This is a genomic window from Roseimicrobium sp. ORNL1, from assembly GCF_011044495.1.
GTDB lineage: Bacteria > Verrucomicrobiota > Verrucomicrobiia > Verrucomicrobiales > Verrucomicrobiaceae > Roseimicrobium.
The window spans coordinates 2122943-2143954 of sequence record NZ_CP049143.1 but is presented as its reverse complement, the minus strand read 5'-3'; the positions used below and the strand labels follow the sequence as shown (position 1 = coordinate 2143954).

Genomic DNA, 21012 nt, shown 5'->3' with positions numbered 1-21012 from the left:
GAGACAACAAAGGGTGAGATAGTGCTCGCACCTCGCGAGCACTCCCCTTGCGTCATCAAGGAAGCCAAGTTTTTTTCTGCACCGTCCGCTGCATTTCGTATGATGTACTCTGTTTCGATTTCCCGACAGAGATGACCAACCATGTGCCTCCTTTCCTGCTGCAGTTGCTCGAACGCGAACTCGCATCTGGCGAACGAGTCATCTGGCAGGCCATGCCCGTGCCAGCCAGCCGGGTGAAGGCTTCGTTGAGCGCATTTCTCCAAGGGATTCTCCTTTTCGCCTTCGCCACCTTCTGGACTATGGGCGTGTGGCCAAATTGGGGCGGTATCTTCATGGGCGGCATGTTCATGCTCTTCACAGGCAACATCGTCTTGTCGCCTTTTTGGGCTTGGTGGGAGGCACGGCGTACGATCTATGTCATCACCGATCGCAGGGCACTGCTCATTGAAGCCCGCTACAGGAAACGCACGATCCAGTCCTTCACCGGTGAGCGCCTGGCAACCGTGATCCGGCGTGAAGACAAACACGGACACGGGGAAATTATCTTCGAGCGCGAGGCCTCCAAAGGAAGCAAGGGCCGATCGGTATATCGTGACATCGGCTTCTTTGGCCTTGATGATGCCAAATCGGTGGAGGCATTGCTTCGGCAGACCCATGCCGGTGCGTTCCAGGTTTGACGCCCGCTCTGAGCACAAAAAAGCCGCCAGTCTCCCGGCGGCTTTTTTCACTCAGTCAGTAGTCAGATGGTCGGACTTACCCGGCCTACAAGAATCGTCAGATCCCCCTTCTTACACCAGACCGTGGGTCTGGGCGTACTTGAGAATGTCCACCGTGGTGCGGAGACCGGTCTTGCAGCACAGGTTGTGCTTGTGCACGGCCACCGTCTTCGGACTGAGGCAGAGGTCGCTGGCGACCTGCTTGGGCGTCTTGCCGCGGGCGATCTGGAGCATGACTTCCAGCTCACGGTTGGAGAGGCGCTCATGGGCGAGCGGGGTGGAATTCTTCGCGCGGGTATCCTGGGAATACTTTTCCGCGAGGTCCTTGGAGATGTAGGAGCGGCCGTCGCGCGTGGAGCGGATGGCATCAAACAGTTCGGAGGAAGGAGCGTCCTTGGCCACATAGGCCTTGGCGCCAAGCTGCATGGAGCGGGAGACAAAGGTCGACTCCTGATGCACGGACACAGCGATCACCACCGGGGGATTCGGCAGGGTGCGGAGTTCCATGGTCAGCTCCATGCCAGAGCGGTCGCCGAGCTCGATATCCACGAGGGCAACTTCATAGTTATTGCGACGAGCAGCGCCGAGCGCTTCCGTGCACGAGCCGGTGACCTCGACGTTGGCGTCGGGGAATTCTCTGCGCAGCATGGAGGCAAAGGCCTCACGTACCAGAGCATGGTCGTCAACCACAAGGATGTTGAAGTTGGATCCTGTTTTCATGTTTAGAGTCATTGAAGGGGAGTTTTGAGCAGGTGGGGTCATCATCAAGACTGAGTTGAAACTGGCAGGCGCAGGCGGAGGGTGCTGGCACCATCCGGATCCGCGGAGGAAACAAAAAGCTGGGCAGGCAGGACGGCAATGCGCGCCTTGACCCAGGCGAGTTCTGCATCGGCGGCATCTGCGGCCACCACCGGAGCATCACCATCATGTAGTAGCACGAATTCCAGTTCGCCGCTTGAAAAACGGCAGTGGATGGAAACCATGGAAGCAAGACCGCTCCGTACGCATCTGCCAGCGAGGGCTTCCAGAACGCGATAGACGCTGAGGCGCTTCTCCAGGGGAAGGGAGAACTCATTCCCCTCAACGGTCACACTGACCTCCGCCTCTCCAGACTCGCTCATCTTCTTGGCAAGCTTGTCCAGGGCAAAGGCCAGTCCGAAGGCTTTAAGCGCCAGCGGATACTGTTCCTCGGTAATCTCACGGACCACCTGGATGGTCTGCTTGAGGGAGCCTTCCAGTTTAGCGAGAGATTCTTTGATGGTCGCAAGGTCATCGCCCTGCTCGCAGCCAATACGGGCCATCTCATTGAGCGTGGTGCATACCACCAGGCCGCCTGCCACATCCCTGTGGAGATGCTGCGCCAGCGAGAGACGGCGGCGGTCGTCTTCCGCCAGAAGTTCGCCTACAGCCATGCATGGAAGATCTGCGCAAAGCGCCTCGATCATCGTGCCGTCGGTCACACCATCCTCGTCTACCTGCATAGGGACTGGCGGTGCTACGTTCATGAGGGGTTTGCCTGCAAGACTAAATTAGCGCTAAAGAAAAGGAAAGCATAGAAACACCAAACTTCGTTGGCGAAGCTTTGGTGCGCTTACCGGGAAATTATGGGCTCTATGAAAGCACTAAAATGCACTGGGACATCTAAATAGGACCTTATGTTAAATGAACCGTGTAGGGCCTCACTTTAGATGCTTGTCTTATTGCAATTTAAGTGCCGTCATGGCAGCTCCGGCCACTAAATCGACTTAATGATGAACGGAAGCGACCACCGGTCCGCTTACCCCTTCGATGGTGTCGGCGAGGGCCATCAGGAGGTCCTCCGTCGTGTAGGGTTTGTGCAGGAAGTGCCTCACCCCCAAACTTCTAGCTTCAGCCGCCAACTCATTGTTCAATCCGCTGGCTCCCACAAAACGGACGCTGGAATCCAGGCTGCGCAACTCACGGATCATGGCTGGCCCGTCCATGATGGGCATCATCATGTCCGTAAAAACGATGGAGGGGCGTTCCTTGCTGTTCCGGAACATTTCCACCGCCTCCGCCCCATTGGCAGCCGTCATGACGCGGTAGCCGAACGTTTCGAGGATGTGGCTGCCTGTGTCCCGGATGGGCTTTTCGTCATCCACCACGAGGACCAGTTCGCCGTGACCCTTCCGGTTCCCCCGCTGCTTCTCAGGCTCCTTGGTTTCCGGCCCTCCCGGCCTCGCCGGAAGCAAAATGCGGAACACTGTCCCCTGTCCCGGCTGGCTGTCGACCTCAATGACCCCATGGTGCGACTTCACGATACCAATGGTCGTGGACAGGCCCAGACCGGTGCCCTTGCCAAATTCCTTGGTCGTGAAGAAGGGCTCGAAAATGCGGTCGCGGATGTCCAGGGGGATTCCCATGCCGGTGTCCTTCACCGCAAAGACCACGCACGATCCGGGTTTCGCTTCGGGATGGAGCCGGACGTAGCGTTCATCAATGACGGTGTTGCTCAGGGAGATGCTGAGCATGCCGCCGTTGGGCATCGCGTCGCGTGCGTTCACGCAAAGGTTCAGCAGCATCTGGTGGAGCTGCGTGGGGTCGCCATTCAGCTCCCAGAGATCATCGGCATACGCCACCTTGAACTCAATGTTCTTCGGGAAGGTCTCCTTCACGATGCGCTCGATTTCCTTGACGATGTTCTTCGGGCGCAGGTGGATGCTCTTGCCCTCCACCCCGCGCGCAAAGCTCAGGATCTGCTGCACCATGTCCGCACCGCGGTTGGTGTTCGACTCGAGCGTCTTGAGCATCTCCTTGTCGCGTGGAGCGCCCAGCTTCATCTTGAGGATGCTCAGCGCCATCATGATGGGCGCGAGGATGTTGTTCAGGTCGTGGGCAATACCGCCGGCCAGGGTGCCGATGCTCTCCATGCGCTGTGCACGCAGGAACTGCGACTCAAGCTGGCGCTTCTCCGTGACGTCTGTGATGAAGCCCTCCAGGAAATCCACTCTGCCATTCTCCGAGGAGATGCCCTGCCCGCGCTCCCAGATCCAGCGTTCCTTGCCATCCTTGGCATGGATGCGGTAGGTGGCTTCATAGGTGCGGCCTGCCGCGAGCGCCTCCGCGATGGCGCCCTGCACCGTGGGCAGGTCATCCGGATGCATCAGCCTGGCAAAGCTGACCTTGCTGTTGCCAATCAGATCCGCAGGCTCATAGCCGCTGAGCTCTGTACAACCCTCGCTGATGAATTCCAGGGTACGAGCGTGGTCCTGACGGCAGCGGAAGGCGGCGCCTGGAAGGTTGCTCAGCAGGGTGGAGAGCATGCGCTCATTCTCTGCGAGGGCATCCACCGCACGCAGGCGCGCCATTTCCTTCTCAGAGGACTCGATGGCAAAGGAGAGGTTCTCCGCGAGCACGTTCAGCACGCGGAGTTCCTCGTGCTTGAAGAAGTGTGGCTCATCCGCATAGAGCACCAGGCATCCCACACACTTGCCCGCGGGCTTGATGGGGAATGCGGCACAAGAACGGTAGCCACGCTTGATGGCTTCCTCCCGGAAGACGTATGACTCGTCCGCTTCGACGTCGTTGTAGACGGACGTCTGGCTGGTGCGCAGTGTCTGCCCGCAGACGCCGAGCCCCTCCTCCACCAGTCCGGGCGCCTCGGACACGAGCTTCACAAAGCCCTGGTCCTGACCGGATCTGGCGATGGCAGCAACCCTTCCGGACGCCGAATCATAAAGCGCCACCCAGGCCATTTTCAGCATGCCCGTATCCACGGCAATCTGGGCGGTCGCCGCAAACACCCTCTGCGGCTCGCGCACGCGGACCATCACGTCATTGATGCCGCTGGCCACGGCATACAACCGGTTGAGGCGCCGCACTCGCTCCTCGGACATCTTCAAGTCATGGATGTCCAGGTGGGAACCCGCCATGCGGCAGGGGTCACCATCCGCATTCCAGATGGCCTGGCCACGGGCGGAGAACCAGTGGTAGCCGTCCTTCTTCGTGAGGAAGCGGTAGTCCACCCGGTACGGCTCCTTGAAATGCAGGTGCCGCTCCATGGACTCACGCACAATGGGCAGGTCGTCCGGATGGATGCGGCGCTCCCAGGCATAGACCGTGTTGGGCAGCTCATCCTGGCTGTATCCAGTCATCTCACGGAATCGTGGAGAATAATACACCACACCGGAGACCAGATCCCAGTCCCACACCCCCGCGGCGGAGGCACTGGCAGCCAGGGCATAGCGCTCTTCACTGATGCGCAGCGCACTCTCAGCGAGGTGGCGCTCGAGAGCGGCCGCCGCGCGTGCGGCAAAGATCTGGAAGATGGTCTGGAACTGCTCGATCTGATCCATCGGCCGATCGCTGAAGGCCGAGAGAATGCCGATGGTACGACCGTCCCCGCTGTGCAACGGCACGCCGATGTAGCTCACCACGCCCTGATCCTTGAAGTACAGGTCATCCGGGAACTGCTCCTGCACGCCAGAGGAGAAGTAACACACCTCACCGTCGAACGCCTTGTGGCAGGGAGTGCCGACGAGCGAGTAGGTCATGTTGTCCAGGATCACGCCGTCGCCGGCAAAGCCCAGGGTGCGCGCCATCCGATCCCGCTCTGGCACCAGCATGGCCACGCAGGCAAACTTCATTTCCAGAATGCGGGCGAGATTCAGGCACAGGAACTGGAAGAACGCTTCGTCACTCGATCCGGCCACCCCCTGGGCCATGGCCCGCAGGGCATCTTCAATCCGCCGTTCATTCGTGATGTCCGTGGCCAGCGACAGGATGGACAGCAACTCCCCCTTCTCATCCAGGATGGCTGAGTTGTGCCACTCGCAGATGCGCACGCGCCCGTCCTTGCGCAGGTTGCGGCTGACGCAGCTATTGCGGGATTCACTGCGTTCCTGCAGCCGCCGGATGTTCGAAGCCACCAGGGCCTCATCTTCCGGATGGATGAAATCCAGCTCAGCAAGAAGGCGTCCGCGCACTTCTTCTGCTCTCCAGCCAAAGATGCGCTCGGCCTGCGGAGACCAGTTCTTCACGCGGAAGTTCGCATCCGTCTCCACCAGTGCCAGGGAGCTGCTCTCCAGGTGGAAGAGCAGTGCCGCGTGCGCCTTCTGTAGCGCTTCCTCATGCTCACGACGCAGGGTGACGTCACGAATATTCCCAATGATGGCGGTGGGCCTGCCGGAGGGGTCGCGTACCACGGAGCAGCTGTCGCTCATCCAGCGGAAACCCATGCTGCGGTTCAGGAAGCGATACTCCACCACGGGCTTGTAGCGGTCGTCAGAGGCCTCCAGCACCAGGCGGTCCAGCCGGGCGCAGTGGGCATCCATATCATCCGGATGGATGCGGGACACAAAGAGACGCAGACCGCCCTCCATGAGCTCATTCATGGAGAGGCCCAACATCTGCTCCACCGCAGGGCTCAGGTAGTCGTAGGTGAGGCTCTGCAGGTTCAGACAGTAGACCGGATCACGGCTGCTGCCCAAGAGCAGGCGGAAGCGCTCCTCACTCTGCCGCAGCGCATGCTCTGCGAGCTTGCGCCGGGAAATGTCACGCACGGAAACCACCAACCGGACATGGCCGTCCAGCACCGCCTGGCTCATGTGCACCTCCACCCAGAACAGGGAACCGGAGCGGGCTCTCGCCTGCCATTCGAAGAGTTGCATCCCATCGTGGAAGGTGCGCTGCATCCAGCGCAGGGCATCCTCCTGACTGTAAGGCGATACGTTGGAGCTGATGTCTGCTACTGAGCAGCGGCACAGTTCACCAGGGCTGTAGCCATAGAGTTCGCACGCACGGCTGTTGGCGTGCAAGATGGCGCCGGTGGAGGCGTCGTGAATGAAAATAGCATCGCCGAGACAGTCGAACACCCCCTGGACCCAGCCCATGGCAGGGCGCGCCGGCTCAGCCGAGAGGCTGCTTCCAGCACGTCGAGTGATCAGACCTTCCATGGTAGGGCAATGAATAGGGGGGGGGACGCAGCAATATGCCAATCAATGGCTCAGGCTGTCCGCCGCTAAGGTGGGGCTGGATCGGCCAATTTGCACGTCTTTTCCCTCTGGAACGCTCTGAACCGCAGTCTGAACCGCCTGAACCAGAGCTCTCATGCCGCGCTCCTTGTTTACATACTCATGCACCCCGAACCGTTGCAGGGCTGGCGCCACTTCTTCAGCGTCGTAGCTGCTGAAAACCACCACCTTAAGCCCCTTTCCAATAGCTGGCTGCCACCCCTCCATGATGTCCGTGGCCATGCCGTCAGGCAGCGTCATATCCAAAAGAGCCACATTTAGGGATTCCACAGGCACAACTGCGCGGGCAGTCGCAACGCTGTCCGCCTCCACAATCCGGCACTCGGGCAGCGCCTTGGCCAGCGATGCTGCCACGATTTGTCTGTAGCCATCGTTATCTTCCACGAGCAGGATGGTCTTGATTTGCGATGATTCCAAGGAGGGGGTATTCACAGGGGAATTTTGGGCAAGGTGGACCTGGGAAAAGGAAGGGTAGGAATGATAAAATATCAGCGGCAGCGTCTAAAAGATCAATGAACTTCGTTTATTCTGATAAGTTGTCCGCGTAAGCGGAACCGCATCTCACGGTAAGGGAATGCTCAGACTCCTTGCCCTTGCTTGACCGCACCGCATTGCACCTCCTCATTGCTTTTTTACAAAGCGAAAGTTCAGCGGAAGCATCTTTTTCTGACAAGCGCCCCCAAAGCCACCCCGCGTCCTCTCTCAGTAGCAGCAACAAATGACTACGACTCTGGCCTCGCCTTCCAAGGATTCCCCCGTCAGTTCAGCCTCACCAGCCCCCCAAGTGGCCAACAACGGAGAGCGGGGGATGTTTTTGTCCCGTGCCGGCCATGAGATGCGCAATCCCCTCTCCAATATCCTCGCCTTGGTGGAGGGCATTCAGGATGGCATTTATGGGGACATCGGTCTGCGCCAAAGCGAAGCACTTGGCACCATTGCGGACAATGCCCAACGGTTGCTGACGTTGATCAATGGATTCTTGGATGTGGAGAAAATCCACGCAGGAACCCTCGCGCTGCAAAATGCCTCGTTTGAGCTTGATGAAATTTCAGCGCAGGCGGCCAGGCAATTGCGGGGTCCAGCGGAGGCCAGGTCCCTGGCGTTGCGGCACTCGACCTCTCCTCAAAACATCACCGGTGAAGGGGACGGAAAGCGCATCCTGCAAATCATGACCGAGGCGCTGGGCTGCGTGGTGGCAACGGTGCCGGCAAAGGGGAAAGTGAACCTGGATGTGAGTACCGATCTCCCAGGCCAAGTGCTGCTCATCCGCGCCTGGGGAGGCCCATCAGAATTGCAGTCAACAACCGTGGAAAAAGCAGTCTCCTCTCCACCTGTGATGGAGCGGCTGCGCAAGCTCAAGGGAATTGGCATCAGTCTCATCAACTCCCTGCTGGCCCTGCACGACGGCGGTGAGCTCGACGCGTGCGAACTGCCGGGCGGCGGACTGCTCGTAAAAGTCCGCCTTCCCTTGAAATGCTCGCCTTCGACAACCAGCTCACATGAACCTGCCGTTTTGGAAAGCGTCATCGCTGATACCGAAGAAACGTCTTCGCCTGCGGGTGGCGAGATAGATACGCACCATTCCGAGTCTCCGCTGATTCTGCTGGTGGATGACGAAGATGTGCTGCGGAACATCACTCACGACTATCTGGAGAGTGTGGGCTTCCGTGTCATGGCAGCAACCAACGGCAAGGAGGCGCTCGAACTGGCCAGTCAGGAAACGCCGGATCTGGTGATCATGGACATGCTCATGCCAATCATGGACGGCATGGAAGCGCTCCAGAAGATACGGACCCACAGCAATCCAGCGCTCTCACAGGTTCCCATCATCGCCATGTCTGGACTCGCGGTACCCGCAGAGCGAGACAAATGCATGATCGCAGGAGCGGATGCCTGTCTCGTAAAACCATTTGGCATCAAGCAGCTCGAAATGGCCATGAACCAATTTCTCAACTCGCGGCACACAAACGCCGACGCATAACGTAAGGCTATGTTCTAACCCATTGATCCCGCTTTGCCGACAGCTCGGTCCCATGCATGCACCTTGTAAATGCAGTCTGATAAATTTCCTCAGTTGAACAACTGCAAAACATGAAATTTCCACGCTGCAAGATGGACCTGATCACGGACACGTGTATAAACATCGCAACAACCACCACCGTCACTCTTTTTGCCATTGATTGCGTGATGCCAACGGCGTGCTAACATGGAGAATTCTGAAAATCCCCTGCCCATAAACACCTCTGGCGGAGAACGGCTCAGTCTCATCATCTGCCGGAACAGCCAAGGCGCGGAGGTTCGCGGCACGCTGCATCGACTGACGCGCTACCTGGCGGTTTTCGAAGTCTACAATCCGTACAGCATTGTGCAGCTTTCGGAAGTCTTGAACGACTTCCGCATTCTCATGAATGAGCGCGTGGTGTACTCGGGGCGGGCGGTCATCGCGAACCTGGTGAACACGGGCATCATGCTCATCTGCGAGGCTTCGCTCGCGGATGAAGGATGGATCGATGTCGACATCCTGGCACCGGCGCAAAACAAGGACCGGTTGCTGGCTGAGTTTGCCGAGTTCCTGCGTGAAACGGAGAAGACCTACTCGGTCGCTCCCGACTTCAAACTGGTGGTGGCGGACATTCACACGCTGCTCTCGGATCTGCGTCGGTGGATGGAACAGGTGGAACTGGGCGTGCGTTCACTTCCTGCAGGAGATCGCCTGACCGCAGAGCGGGATACCATCCGGCAGTTGGAAGTGCCCATCCTTCCCGCAGTGACTCCGCTTTTGGAACGGTTTGAAACGACTGCGGTGAGCATCACCCCGGAACTGCAGCCGGTGCACAGCAGTTACATCAAGAGACAGATTCATCCCCTGGTGCTGTGCTCCCCGTTTGTGTACCGCATTTTCCAGAAGCCGCTGGGCTACGCAGGCGACTACGAAATGGTAAGCATGATGCTGCGTGATCCCTACGAAGGGAGCTCCATGTTTGCCAAGATTCTGAACCGGCTGTTCCTCGACATCCCGCCGGTAGTGGCCCACCGAAACCGCATCACCTACCTGACCGAACGCCTGCACGAAGAAACTTCGCGTGCAGCACAGAAGGGCAAGATGGCCAGGGTGTTCAACCTGGGTTGCGGTCCGGCGAAGGAGGTGCAGCAGTTCCTCGCCACCGATGGACTGAGTGATAATGCGGACATCTCCCTGCTCGACTTCAACGACGAGACCATCACCAACACCACGCGCATCCTCGAGGACCTGCGCACCCGGCACCGTCGCCGCACGGAACTGAAGTTTGTGAAACGCTCCGTGCACCAGATCCTGAAGGAATCCTCGAAGAAGGGTGCCGGATTTGAGGTGGGAGGTTACGACTTTGTCTACTGCGCCGGGTTGTTTGACTACCTTTCCGACCGCATCTGCCGCCGGCTCCTGGAGGTGTTCTACGATCTGCTCGCGCCTGGGGGCCTGCTCGTGGCCACCAACGTGGATACCTCCAATCCGTCCCGCCTGTGGATGGAATATGTGGTGGAATGGCATCTGGTATATCGGAACAAACAGCAGTTCCTGCGCCTGGCGCCGGAAAGTGCGCCGCCTGGAAGCTGCTCGGTAAGCTCGGATACGACGGGAGTGAACATTTTCCTCGAAGTACGCAAGCCCGAGAATGGCTAATGTATCCATAGAGCCGCGAGGCGGCTTGCAGAGTTCGTTCGACGCATACGAGCGTCCGATCCGGATTCGCAACTACAAGCTGGGTTGCATTCTGGCTGGCACCTTCATGCCGCTGGGCGCCAGCGTGGACATCCTGGTGTACGGGCAGGAAACCATGTGGCAGTGGCTGCCCATGCGCTTCGCCACCTCCGGAGTGCTCGTTATCCTGTGGCTGATCCTGCACCTAAGACCGGAAACCAGGTTTTACCGGGCGGTGGGCATCATGGCGATGTTTGTCCCGGTGATCTGTATGTGCCTGATGATCTATTCCAAGGACGGCGCGGTATCCCCCTACTATGCGGCGCTCAACCTGGTGATGCTGGGCTCCGCCATCGTCATGCGATGGCCGCTGCTGGACAGCGTGATCATCTTGTTACTCACGCTCATTGCCTACGGGACAGCAGGCTTGGCCCACGGACGCATCACGGACTGGGGCACCTTCTATAACAACGTGTACTTCCTGATCCTGACCGGTGTGATCATCGTGGCGGGCACCTGGCAGTACAACGGGGTGCGGCGCTCGGAGTTTGAGCTGCGCTCCCGGTTGGATCAAAATCGCGAAGAGCTCGAGCGGACCAACCAGAAGCTCCGGGAAATGGATGAGGTGAAGAGCCGGTTCTTTGCAAACATCAGCCACGAACTCCGCACGCCGCTTACCCTGCTCATCGCCCCGCTGGAGGCGATGCTCAACCCCAAACCGAAGTCTGATGCCGAGCAAAAGGAGCTGCTGGAAACGATGCACGGCAACTCGATGCGCCTGCTCAAGCTCATCAATGACCTGCTCGATCTGGTTCGCCTGGAGTCCGGACGCGTGGAGGTGAAGGAACGCCGCGTGGAAGTTAAGGAATTCGTAGAGGGCATCGGCACGGCAGTGCGCGCCATGGCCAAGGACAAGCGCATCCGGCTGGAGACACACGTGGATCCCAGCCTGGGCGCCGCGAAGCTCGACTCGGAAAAGCTGGAACGCATCAGCCTCAACCTACTCTTCAACGCCATGAAGTTCACCGCTGCCGGTGGCAAGGTGGAGTTCAACGCAACCCGGGATGGAAACTGGTTGGAATTCGACATCCGGGACACCGGCATGGGCATCGATCCCGCCCAGCTGCCGCACATCTTTGACCGCTTCTGGCAGGGAGACACCTCTTCCCAGCGCAAGTTCCAGGGCATGGGCATCGGTCTGGCGCTGGTGAAAGAACTCGCGGAAGCCCAGGGTGGCACGGTGAAAGCCACCAGCGAAGTGGGCCGGGGCACGACGATGTCCGTAAGACTGCCCTACGTGGAGGCTCCTGAGGGGGAAGTCGAGGAACCCGAACACGCCGTGGAGACAAAGGACGTGGAAGCAGAAAGCAACGGTTCCACCCAGGAATGGATCAGCAGCCTGTACCGCCGCGCGGAACTGTTCCCCGCCATCACGTCCCTGCAGGCCAGCCTGCGCCCCATCGAGACCGGCGTTGGTCGCAGCCGCAAGCCGAAGCTGCTCATCGCGGACGATGAGCCGGACATGCTTCGCTTCCTCAAGGGTCAGCTCTCCGCCAACTTCGAAGTGCTGGAAGCCGTGGATGGTCTGCAAGCCGTGGACAAGGCGGCCCAGTTCCTGCCCGACATCATCCTCTCAGACATGATGATGCCGGAGAAGGATGGTCTGCAGGTCTGCCGCGAACTGCGCGAGCGTGTTTCCACGCGCTCCATTCCCATCGTGCTGCTCACTGCACGCGCGGATGAGAAGACCAAGATGGACTGCCTCCAGGCCGGGGCGAGCGACTTCCTCGGCAAGCCATTTTCCCTGACGGAAGTCTCCGTGCGCCTGAAGAACCTGGTGGACTCCCACCTCTACCAGAGGGAGCTCTCCGTGCAGAAGCAGCAGCTCGAAGCCGCTCTGGAGCAAGTGAAGGAAACCGAGGTGCTCATGGTGCGGAATGAAAAGCTCGCCGCTCTGGGCCGCATGAGCGCCGGCCTGATCCATGAGATCAACAATCCCCTCAACTATGCCAGCCAGGGTTTGCACCTGCTGGGCCAGGTGACGGAGATGCTGCCCGAAGAGGAGCGTGCGGACTTCGCCGATACCCTCAAGGACGTGCATGATGGCGTGAAGCGCGTGGCCCGCATCATCTCGGACCTGCGTGGATTCACCCGCATGACTCACGAGACCACCCAGGTGTTCGTGTTCAGGCCGGTGGCGGAAACGGTGCTGCGCTTCTTCTCCCACGAGTGGAAGGACGGCATTTCCGCGGAGATCAACGTGCCGGAAGGATTGGAAATCCGGGGTGACAGCAATCAGATTGTGCAGGTGCTGGTTAATTTGGTCCAGAACGCCATTGACGCCATGCGAACGAAGAAGTATGCCGACGGCGAATCCCCTCTCATTTCCATCAGCGCGGCACCGGCCGGCAGCAAGGTCATGGTAACCCTGCGAGACAATGGCCCCGGGATCTCCGAGGAGATTCGGAGCAAGGTCTTTGACCCCTTCTTCACGACCAAGGACGTCGGCTCCGGCATGGGACTGGGCCTTTCCATCTGCCATCGCATCGTTTCCGAGCACGGCGGGCGCATTGATGTCCGCAGCCAACCCGGTCTTTTTACCGAATTTGAATTGGAATTCCCTTCCCCTGACGCGAGGGGAGCGTTTGAATAACCCCCCGAAAAACCGCCCGAGCAACCCACGACGCCATGCACAACTTCTACGATATGAAGCGCTACACCGTCCTCTACGTCGATGACGAGGAGATGGCCTTGAAGTACTTCGAAAAAACCTTTGGCCGAGAATTCAAGATCCTCACCGCGAACAACGCTGCGGATGGCCTGAGGATCATCGAGGAAAAGGGTGACGAACTGGGCGTGCTCATCACGGACCAGCGCATGCCGGGCGAGAAGGGAGTGCACCTTCTGGAGCGCGCCCGCCAGTTGCGGCCCCGCCTCGTGCGCATGCTCATCACCGCCTATGCTGACTTCGGCGTGACCGTGGATGCGGTGAACCTTGGCAGCATCTTCCGCTACATCTCCAAGCCCCTGCAGGTGGACGATATGCGCAACACCCTGCACCGCGCCATGGAGTTCTACATTCTCCAGCAGGAGCGTGACGAACTGCTGCGTGAGAAGCTCTCCGTGCTGCAGAACGTGCTCATCAGTGACCGGGTGATCAGCCTCGGTGTGCTCGCCAGCGGCGTGAGCCGCGATCTGAATAATCCTCTGCACGCGGTGCAGTCCTTCCTGGAACTGACGCCCGGACGCCTGCGTCCTGTGGATACCGCTCAGGACCGCCTCCGCGATCCTCTCTTCTGGCGTGACTTCCACGACCAGATCAGCGTGCGCCTGAATCAGGTCGGCACTCTGCTGGGCGATCTGCAAGGTGTAGGAGCGGCGGCTGGGGCATCCAGCAATCCGGCATCGATTGTGGAAGAGGCTGCAGCGGCCAAGAAAGACGCAGCAGCAGCGAAGGGCGTGGAACTCACCACCCAGATAGACGCCTCGGCTCCTGCCGTGAATGTCGACGCCGGTACCTTCCGAAAGCTGGTCGACCTGCTGTTGGACGCTGCGCTGACCGCCGACACCCCGGGTGCCAAAGCCACCCTCTCCGTCAAGCCTGCCTCGACTCAAGGCGGTGCTGACGCGGTGACAGTGCAGTACCAGGACAACGGTCCCGGCCTCTCCATCGACTCGCTGCGGTCGGTGTTTGACCCCTTCTATGACAGCCCCGAGGGGCTCCATCCCTCAGCAGTTGCCTTGCTTGGCGCGCACCTCATCGCGCATCATCTGGGCGGCAGCATCACCTCCGGTGAGAGAGGCGGACTGAACCTCGAAGTGACCGTACCAGTGTCCGCCGCAGAAGGGGCAAAGGCCTTCACCACTCGTGACTTTGTAAGCAAGGTGCTGATGAATGACTCGCTGTGGGAGAGGCTGTTGCCGATTCATTAGCCTCCCTTGGGGATGTTCTCACTTTTGGGAATCAACTCCGAATTATTTCCGCTAAACCTGAAATTGTTAGACCTTTTCTAAAAGCTGTGTATTTATTCAGGGCATCGTAAACTGATGTTTGGGTGAAGCCATCATCTTCATCCCTTCCTGATGACCGCAGCGCCAACCACCACGATGAACTCCCGCAGGGAGAAGGTTTCCTTCCTCTCACTCGGGCAACGTATTCAAGGTCTACTACAGCTTCCGGTGGAAGACGAAGAAGCGCCCTACCCGGTGCTCATCGTCAGCCATGGCGCCGGTGAATTTAAGGAAAACTACATCGAGCTGGCCGAGTACCTCGCACACCGGGGTATCGCCACGCTGATGCTGGACATGCACGGTCATGGTGAAAGCGAAGGACCGGAGTACTGCATCCAGATGAAGGAGTGGGTCTCCGACATCAAGGCCGCCATCGATTTCACCGAGCAACGCGTCGATCTAGACAACCACCGCGTGGCTGCCTTCGGCCTGTCCTCCGGTGGTACTGCCATTCTCGAAGCTGCTGTGGTGGAGACCCGCCTCAAGGCACTCGTGACGCTGGATGCCACCGTCATGGACACGCTGCCCTTCGGTGTCTCGGTGCTCATGCGCAGCCTGTCTGCCCTTGGCGGCCTCAAGCATCTTTTCACCGGCAAGCACCTTCGCATTTCCCTGATCTCCATGTTGGATGGCCTGAAGCTGGCTTCCGACCCTGAGATCAACAAGCGTCTGCAAAAGGATCCGGGCAAGCTTCGTGCCTTCGCGGCCTTCCCACTGCCCGGCGCCGCCCAGGCTTTTATCGTCAATACCATCAAACGCGTGGATCAGATCAAGGTTCCCACCCTTGTGATTTGGGGTGAGGATGATGAACTTGATCCCATCAGCACCGCACATCGCCTGCACGACTCCCTGAAGTGCGTGAAGGGCCTTGAGATTGTGGCGGGCAACGGGCATGTGGGTCATCTGGATCGCAACCGTGAGCGTGTGTTTGAACTCACTGCGTCCTGGCTGCGCAAGCATCTTGCTTGATGCATCCTGCGTTTTAGTGCGCGATTCTCAGACGGTTGTTGCGCACCGTCACCACCCGTGTTCTCTGTCGAGGTCATGATGATTCTGGGTGCCGATGCAAAGAACTTCAACCGTGAAGAGAAATGGCGGATGCTTGCTCCGCATTTTCTCAATCACGGCACGGAAGCGCTGGCTTACGCGACCCTGCAGCAGGGCATGGAATACTTCGTCCATGACCTGGGATACATTTCCTTCACCAGCGTGACGCATCCGGTTTTTGCCCGGAAACTGAAGCGCATTGTTCTTTCGGATCCGGTTTGCGCACCGGGGAACATGCGGGCCTTGATCGAGGCCTTCATGAAGGAGAATCCATCCGCGGTCTTCGCGGTGATCTCCGAGGAGTGCGCGCGCATCCTGCGCCAGATTGGCTTCAAGGCAAACACCGTGGGCTATGAGCCGGTGCTGGACGTCCAGTCCTACAACACCAAGGGCAACTGGAAGGAACTGGACATGATCAAGCGCGCGCGCAACGAGGCAAAGCGCGAGGGCATCACCATCCGCGAGGTGGACATCTCCACCGTGTCCCAGGATCAGCTCAACGATCTCTCCGCCCGCTGGATTGGCGGCAAGAAGGTGAACGATCGCGAGATCTGGGTCTATGCGCGCCGGCCGGTGTATGAGCCTGAACACGGCGTGCGCAAGTTCGTGGCCTTCGACAAAGATGGCGTGGCCGTGGGCTATGTGTTCTACGATCCGATGTATCGGAACGGGAAACCCTTCGGCTACTCGGCAAACACGGTGCGCTGCGACGAACAACGCTACGGACGCCTCGCCACCGCAATCCACATGACCGCCATGGATGTCTTCAAACCCGAAGGCATCGAAGTGCTGAATCTGCTGATGTGCCCCTTCGTGAAGCTGGAGCAAGGCATCTACAATGATGACTGGGCCACGAGGATGTTCTTCGCCATCAGCGAGCGCTACGGCAACGAGATCTACAACTTCAAGGGCTTGTCCTTCCACAAGTCCAAGTACCGCGGCACCGACCGTCCCGTGTACTTTGCCTCGAACAGTCCCCTGCCCTCCAACGACGTCTACCTCGCCTTCCTGACCTCAGATATCGCCAACAGCTACTTCTCCACCATGGGCCGGTTGCTGAAGGGCGTGGTGAGGGAGACGATGTTCAGCAAGTAAGCCGCACTGCATCTGCGCGCCGACTCAATGCGGGTGGAACACCACCTTCTCACAGCCGGGCTGGCTGGGGGTGTGCTCGCAGCGCCAGGCCCAAGGGCGGGCGAGTTTGGCGATGGGCTCAAGGGGACCCTGCAGGATGCGGGTTTCGCCGTTGAGGGCGCCGCCGGGGCGGACCAGAACAGAACGGGCAGCGACGCTTCCGTAGAGCACGCCACCGGGATTCAGGAGGAGGGAGCGGTCACAGACGAAGTCGCCCTTCACCACGCCATTCACCACCACGTCCTGGGCGCGCACTTCTCGCAGGAAATGCACCTCCCCGCTCTGTAGCACCTCAATGCGGCGGGCGTGGATGGGTTCGCCCACGATGTCCTGGGTGGCGTAACGCAGGTCCGGCAGGTCATCCACATTCACCTTTCCGGGGTCAGGCTCCTCGGCGCTGGTCATGGGCCGGAAGCAGATCGGACAGGTAGGTACCGTGGCCACGCCGGAGACGGTCCGGTCATGGAAGTACTCGCTGTACTCCTGCGGCAGCTCATTCAGCCGGGCGGCGAGCAGGCGGGCATCCAGAAGCTGAATCCCCCGGCTCCGGGCCGCGGTCTGGGCACCGGGGGTAGAACCGGCCGGGGCGATGTAGATGCCGGGAATCTGCCCCTCTGCAGCGAGGGTCTCCACAAAGCCGGTCACGCAGTCGACCGTGGCCATCCAACGACTCCACGGGGCGAGCCGTACCAGGGCTCTTCCCTTCTGTCGCGCCTTGGGGTCTTCGATGAAAAACTGGGCCGCTCCCGTGGGCTCAATCGCGGTGCTGCCGGGCTCGTAGCCGGAGTAGACGGATAGGGCGCGGACGACCTCCAAGAGACGCTTCCAGTCCAGGTTGCGCAGTAGTTCCTCCGTCCAGCAAACCGTCAGCACGGCACCCTCGTTCAGGACGGGGTCCTCGGATGCATCTGGGGATTGCATGGCGACCATGGCTGACGGCGCAGGAGACTGGAGTATTAAATGTACTGCGGTGGTGACTTTTGTCTATGCTCGAAGAAGCATACGCGGCTGAGGGCCAGCAGCGGACAGCATTCCGCTTGCCCGTGAGAGCATCGCAGCCATGTTTGTCATCCCCATGGCCGTCCCTCCCAGCAATACGACCCAGGCGCAGTTCGCGCGTGTGGCCACTCCTGAAAATCCGTTCCGCTTCACCTGCGGGATGGAGCTGGATGACCTGACGCTGGCCTACGAGACCTACGGTACGCTCAACACGGACAAGACCAACGGCATCCTCCTTTTCCACGCCCTCTCCGGCAATCAACATGCCGCCGGGTACTGCCCTACCGTGCCGGGCACCAATGGCCGATGGACGGAGGACTGCCATCGTGGGTGGTGGGAGCTTTTCATCGGGCCAGGCAAGGCGCTGGACACGGACAAGTTCTTCATTGTCTGCGCAAACTTCCCCGGAGGCTGCTACGGCAGCACGGGACCGGCATCCACCAACCCCAAGACCGGCAAGCCGTATGGCGCAGCCTTCCCACAGGTGAGCACGGCGGACGTGGTACGTTCCCAAGCACGGCTGCTCGACCTCCTTGGCATCGAGAAACTGCATGCGGTGATTGGGCCTTCGGTGGGTGGCATGATGACGCTGAACTTCGCGTCCCTCTTCCCCGAGCGTGTGCGCCTCGTCGTCTCCATCGCCAGCGGCATGAAGACCACGGTGCTCTCGCGCCTTGGCGTATTCGAGCAGGTGATGGCGATTGAAAACGATCCGCACTTCAAGGGCGGCGATTTCTACGGCGGCCCGGAGCCAGAGTATGGTCTGGCACTGGCGCGCATGATCTCACACAAGACGTTTGTGCACCTGGATGCCATCGAACGCCGCGCGCGTGGAGATGTGATGCAGGCCAGCGACCGCCTCGCCTGGTACAAGGTGGGCCACAATGTGGAGAGCTACATGCTCCACCAGGGAAAGAAGTTCGTGAAGCGCTTCGATGCCAACACGTACCTGCGCATCTGCGACATGTGGCTGCGCTACGATCCACTGCGTGATGCCGGATTGGACAATCACGGCGAGCTCTTCGCCATCAGCCGGAAGGCTGGACATCACTGGCTGGTCTTCAGCATCGACTCGGATTTCTGTTTCTATCCGGAAGAGCAGGCCGAGCTTGTACGCTGGCTGGAGCAGGCCGGAGTATCAAACATGCATATCACCGTGCACTCAGAGAAGGGGCATGACTCCTTCCTGCTGGAGCCGGCACTGTACACGCCGCACCTGGCCTACACGCTGAAGCGTGGGGTGACGACAGATGCGGCGTGGGAAGGGGATAATCTGGGGCTGTAGGGGCGTGCCCATGCTCCTTTGCATGGGCATTACATCATCCTACTTCCCCACCACTCGCAACGGCACACGAAGGCACGAGGGACGTGCGCGATCATGCCAGATGGTATTGATGGCAGTCTGCGTGTCCTTCATCCAATCCATCGTCTGCCGTCCACCGGTTTGATTGTTGGGCTCATACAAAGGGGCGCCGGTGCTGGCGATGGTGATGCGGATGCGGTGGCCTTTGTTGAAGATGATGCTCGTCCAGCCGACGTGCATGCTGAGCTTCGCTATTTCATCGGTGCGGGGATCGTTGCGTGTGGCGAGTGCCTCAGCATTGGTCGGCGTGAGGAGGCGTTGCTTGTCGAAGCCATCGCGGTAGCGGGCGCGCATGGGGTAATCCATGAGCAGCATGCTGCGGCCGTCCGGATACACGTCACTCACGCGCACGATGAAGTCGGTGTCCGGTGCCGTGGAGGAGATGTACAGCTCTGCCTTCACTTCACCGGTCCACTCCATGGGCTCGGTGAGAGGCTCGGTGGTCCAAGTACGCACTTCGGCTTGCTGCTCGAAAGCACTCGCATCCTTCGCACCGGGGAATGAGGTGCCGGGAATATTCATGGGCTTGCGCGGATCGCTGGCATAGCTCGTGCGTGAACCCACCGCATTGCTGCGTCGCATGCCCAGCAGACCATCGGCATTCAAGAAGAGGCGTTTCTCCTTCAGGGCAGGTGGCCAATCGGCAGCTTCGCTCCACGTGTTTCCGGGAGAGCCATTCTCGCCCGTCGCGCCCATCACATACCAGCGGGCCTTGGGTTCCTTTTCAATGCCGTTCGCTTCACCCTTGAGCCAGTAGTTGAACCAGCGGGTCATGTGTTCCAGCTCCGGCCACGTCGCATTCTCCGGGTAGGTGAGCTCACCCACCTTGCTGCCTTTGTTGAGGCGTCCATGGAGCCACGGGCCGAGCAGCAGCCATTGATTGTCGCGGGACTTTGGGCCGCCGAGTTTCTGCCTTCCCTGGAAGCTCATGATGCTGCCCTGATTCATGAAGTCATACCAGCTTCCGATGGTGAAGCAGGGCACGTTCATCTTGCCGAAGTAGGGTTTGCAGTCCTCTGCCCTCCAATAGCCGTCGTAGTCCGGATGGCGGTCCCATGTCTTGAGCAGGGCCTCATGGTCGGCGTAGTTGCTTGCCACCTTGCCCATGGCCTTGTAGCGCTCCGGACGTGTGGCGCCGCCGAGGCGGTAGCCTTCGTGGAAGAGGCTCAATCCGGTGTCCACCATGTACTGGGCCACCAGGTGGGGAGGCTGCGTGACGGCGAGATAGTTCTGCACATAGCCACCCTGCGAGCTGCCGAAGGTGCCGATTTTCCCCGTGCTCCACGGCTGGGTCGCGAGCCACTCGCACACATCCCAGCCATCGCGCTCCTTCCCCCACTGGGTGGCGCGGTAACTCACCCAGACGCCCTCGCTCTCATGGGTGCCGCGGTAGTTCACCATGGCCACCACGAAGCCCTGAGCCGCCAGTGACGCCGCGGCCTTCCGCGTGCCCAGGCCGGTGATTTCTGCGTAACGCTGCTCAAAGAGGGCGGGCAGCTTTTCCTGCGAAGCGGACTCCGGGAAATAGAGGTATGCGGAGAGCTTCACGCCGTCCCTCATGGGGATCATCACGTGCTCTTCGCGAACGCCTGGGACATCGAGCTTTGGCAAAGGCTTGGAGACAGCTCCGGCAAGGAGGGTGACAGGAACTAGGGCGGCGAGCAGGCAATACCAGAAGGCGAGGCGGCAGAGACGGGGCATCCTTCCAGAACGAGTTCAGCCGCAGGATTTTCCCGCGGATTGTCGCCTGGACTGGGCTTTTCATCCGGCGACCGGCGGCTGACGTAAAACCATTTGCACGCATGCAAGTGCGCGCTAAACTCTCCGGCTCATGCATTTCGCTGCCGTCAGCATCCGGCTCATTCGAATTAGGTAGGGCTTCCGTCGCGCCAGACTGAGGTTTTGTGCGCTTGCATTGGAGGCCCCTTTCAGCTTTGCTGCCCGTCCGCGTGCCTCGTGGCACTGCCTTTCCCGCCCCACAGGCGGCCTATAAGCAAAGGCTCCACGGCACTTCGGGACAGCTCACCGCCAACTGATTCCGCGGTTTCCGCCGCACCCCTTGAGCCAAAC

The 21012-nt window shown here is 59.8% G+C and carries 14 protein-coding genes; 8 read left to right on the top strand and 6 right to left on the bottom strand.

Going from position 1 to position 21012, the window contains the following annotated elements; translation table 11 throughout:
- Positions 1–47 precede the first annotated feature (47 nt).
- Positions 48–677: a hypothetical protein gene (locus tag G5S37_RS08585; RefSeq protein ID WP_165202728.1), complete on the top strand. Its 630-nt coding sequence runs from the start codon at positions 48–50 to the stop codon at positions 675–677.
- Between the two features lie 111 nt (positions 678–788).
- Here the strand turns inward: G5S37_RS08585 and G5S37_RS08580 are convergent, their stop codons facing one another.
- From G5S37_RS08580 to G5S37_RS08565, 4 genes are all read right to left on the bottom strand, one after another.
- Positions 789–1436, bottom strand: a complete 648-nt coding sequence (locus tag G5S37_RS08580; protein WP_165202726.1) for a response regulator transcription factor — start codon at positions 1434–1436, stop codon at positions 789–791.
- 44 nt (positions 1437–1480) lie between these two features.
- Positions 1481–2197, bottom strand: a complete 717-nt coding sequence (locus G5S37_RS08575) for a hypothetical protein (RefSeq protein WP_206026361.1) — start codon at positions 2195–2197, stop codon at positions 1481–1483.
- 264 nt (positions 2198–2461) lie between these two features.
- The gene (locus G5S37_RS08570) at positions 2462–6568 is read right to left on the bottom strand and encodes a PAS domain-containing protein (protein ID WP_165202722.1); all 4107 of its coding nucleotides are present in this window, start codon (positions 6566–6568) and stop codon (positions 2462–2464) included.
- A 105-nt stretch (positions 6569–6673) separates the two neighbouring features.
- Positions 6674–7141: a response regulator gene (locus G5S37_RS08565; RefSeq protein ID WP_165202720.1), complete on the bottom strand. Its 468-nt coding sequence runs from the start codon at positions 7139–7141 to the stop codon at positions 6674–6676.
- A gap of 286 nt (positions 7142–7427) precedes the next feature.
- On the opposite strand from G5S37_RS08565, the gene G5S37_RS08560 reads away from it, so the two are divergent.
- The 6 genes from G5S37_RS08560 to G5S37_RS08535 all read left to right on the top strand — a co-directional run bounded on the left by G5S37_RS08560 (position 7428) and on the right by G5S37_RS08535 (position 16541).
- Positions 7428–8690 (top strand): hybrid sensor histidine kinase/response regulator, encoded by a 1263-nt coding sequence (locus G5S37_RS08560; RefSeq protein WP_165202718.1) that lies wholly within the window; start codon positions 7428–7430, stop codon positions 8688–8690.
- A gap of 225 nt (positions 8691–8915) precedes the next feature.
- A complete protein-coding gene (locus G5S37_RS08555) occupies positions 8916–10370 on the top strand; it encodes a class I SAM-dependent methyltransferase (RefSeq protein ID WP_165202715.1) in 1455 nt (484 codons plus the stop codon).
- On the top strand, positions 10363–13041 hold the full coding sequence (locus tag G5S37_RS08550; RefSeq protein ID WP_165202713.1) for an ATP-binding protein: 2679 nt from the start codon (positions 10363–10365) through the stop codon (positions 13039–13041). The genes G5S37_RS08555 and G5S37_RS08550 overlap by 8 nt, the downstream gene beginning before the upstream one ends.
- Before the next feature lie 35 nt (positions 13042–13076).
- Complete coding sequence (locus tag G5S37_RS08545) at positions 13077–14321, top strand: response regulator (protein WP_165202711.1); 1245 nt, start codon at positions 13077–13079, stop codon at positions 14319–14321.
- A gap of 174 nt (positions 14322–14495) precedes the next feature.
- Positions 14496–15368: an alpha/beta fold hydrolase gene (locus G5S37_RS08540; protein ID WP_165202709.1), complete on the top strand. Its 873-nt coding sequence runs from the start codon at positions 14496–14498 to the stop codon at positions 15366–15368.
- Positions 15369–15443: 75 nt separating this feature from the next.
- A complete protein-coding gene (locus tag G5S37_RS08535) occupies positions 15444–16541 on the top strand; it encodes a DUF2156 domain-containing protein (protein WP_206026360.1) in 1098 nt (365 codons plus the stop codon).
- Between the two features lie 24 nt (positions 16542–16565).
- Here G5S37_RS08535 and G5S37_RS08530 read toward each other — a convergent pair whose 3' ends face one another.
- The gene (locus tag G5S37_RS08530) at positions 16566–17501 is read right to left on the bottom strand and encodes a polymer-forming cytoskeletal protein (RefSeq protein WP_165202705.1); all 936 of its coding nucleotides are present in this window, start codon (positions 17499–17501) and stop codon (positions 16566–16568) included.
- A 139-nt stretch (positions 17502–17640) separates the two neighbouring features.
- On the opposite strand from G5S37_RS08530, the gene G5S37_RS08525 reads away from it, so the two are divergent.
- Positions 17641–18864 (top strand): homoserine O-acetyltransferase, encoded by a 1224-nt coding sequence (locus G5S37_RS08525; protein ID WP_240914839.1) that lies wholly within the window; start codon positions 17641–17643, stop codon positions 18862–18864.
- A gap of 39 nt (positions 18865–18903) precedes the next feature.
- Here the strand turns inward: G5S37_RS08525 and G5S37_RS08520 are convergent, their stop codons facing one another.
- Positions 18904–20643: a CocE/NonD family hydrolase gene (locus G5S37_RS08520; RefSeq protein ID WP_240914838.1), complete on the bottom strand. Its 1740-nt coding sequence runs from the start codon at positions 20641–20643 to the stop codon at positions 18904–18906.
- Positions 20644–21012 lie beyond the last annotated feature (369 nt).

What these genes read in the sequence shown, in the direction of transcription:
- G5S37_RS08580 (WP_165202726.1), bottom strand. Translation starts at nt 1,436, where the DNA reads ATGAAAACAGGATCCAACTTCAACATCCTTGTGGTTGACGACCATGCT.
- G5S37_RS08575 (WP_206026361.1), bottom strand. Translation starts at nt 2,197, where the DNA reads ATGCAGGTAGACGAGGATGGTGTGACCGACGGCACGATGATCGAGGCG.
- G5S37_RS08570 (WP_165202722.1), bottom strand. Translation starts at nt 6,568, where the DNA reads ATGGGCTGGGTCCAGGGGGTGTTCGACTGTCTCGGCGATGCTATTTTC.
- G5S37_RS08560 (WP_165202718.1), top strand. Translation starts at nt 7,428, where the DNA reads ATGACTACGACTCTGGCCTCGCCTTCCAAGGATTCCCCCGTCAGTTCA.
- G5S37_RS08555 (WP_165202715.1), top strand. Translation starts at nt 8,916, where the DNA reads ATGGAGAATTCTGAAAATCCCCTGCCCATAAACACCTCTGGCGGAGAA.
- G5S37_RS08550 (WP_165202713.1), top strand. Translation starts at nt 10,363, where the DNA reads ATGGCTAATGTATCCATAGAGCCGCGAGGCGGCTTGCAGAGTTCGTTC.
- G5S37_RS08545 (WP_165202711.1), top strand. Translation starts at nt 13,077, where the DNA reads ATGCACAACTTCTACGATATGAAGCGCTACACCGTCCTCTACGTCGAT.
- G5S37_RS08540 (WP_165202709.1), top strand. Translation starts at nt 14,496, where the DNA reads ATGAACTCCCGCAGGGAGAAGGTTTCCTTCCTCTCACTCGGGCAACGT.
- G5S37_RS08535 (WP_206026360.1), top strand. Translation starts at nt 15,444, where the DNA reads ATGATGATTCTGGGTGCCGATGCAAAGAACTTCAACCGTGAAGAGAAA.
- G5S37_RS08530 (WP_165202705.1), bottom strand. Translation starts at nt 17,501, where the DNA reads ATGCAATCCCCAGATGCATCCGAGGACCCCGTCCTGAACGAGGGTGCC.
- G5S37_RS08525 (WP_240914839.1), top strand. Translation starts at nt 17,641, where the DNA reads ATGTTTGTCATCCCCATGGCCGTCCCTCCCAGCAATACGACCCAGGCG.
- G5S37_RS08520 (WP_240914838.1), bottom strand. Translation starts at nt 20,643, where the DNA reads ATGCCCCGTCTCTGCCGCCTCGCCTTCTGGTATTGCCTGCTCGCCGCC.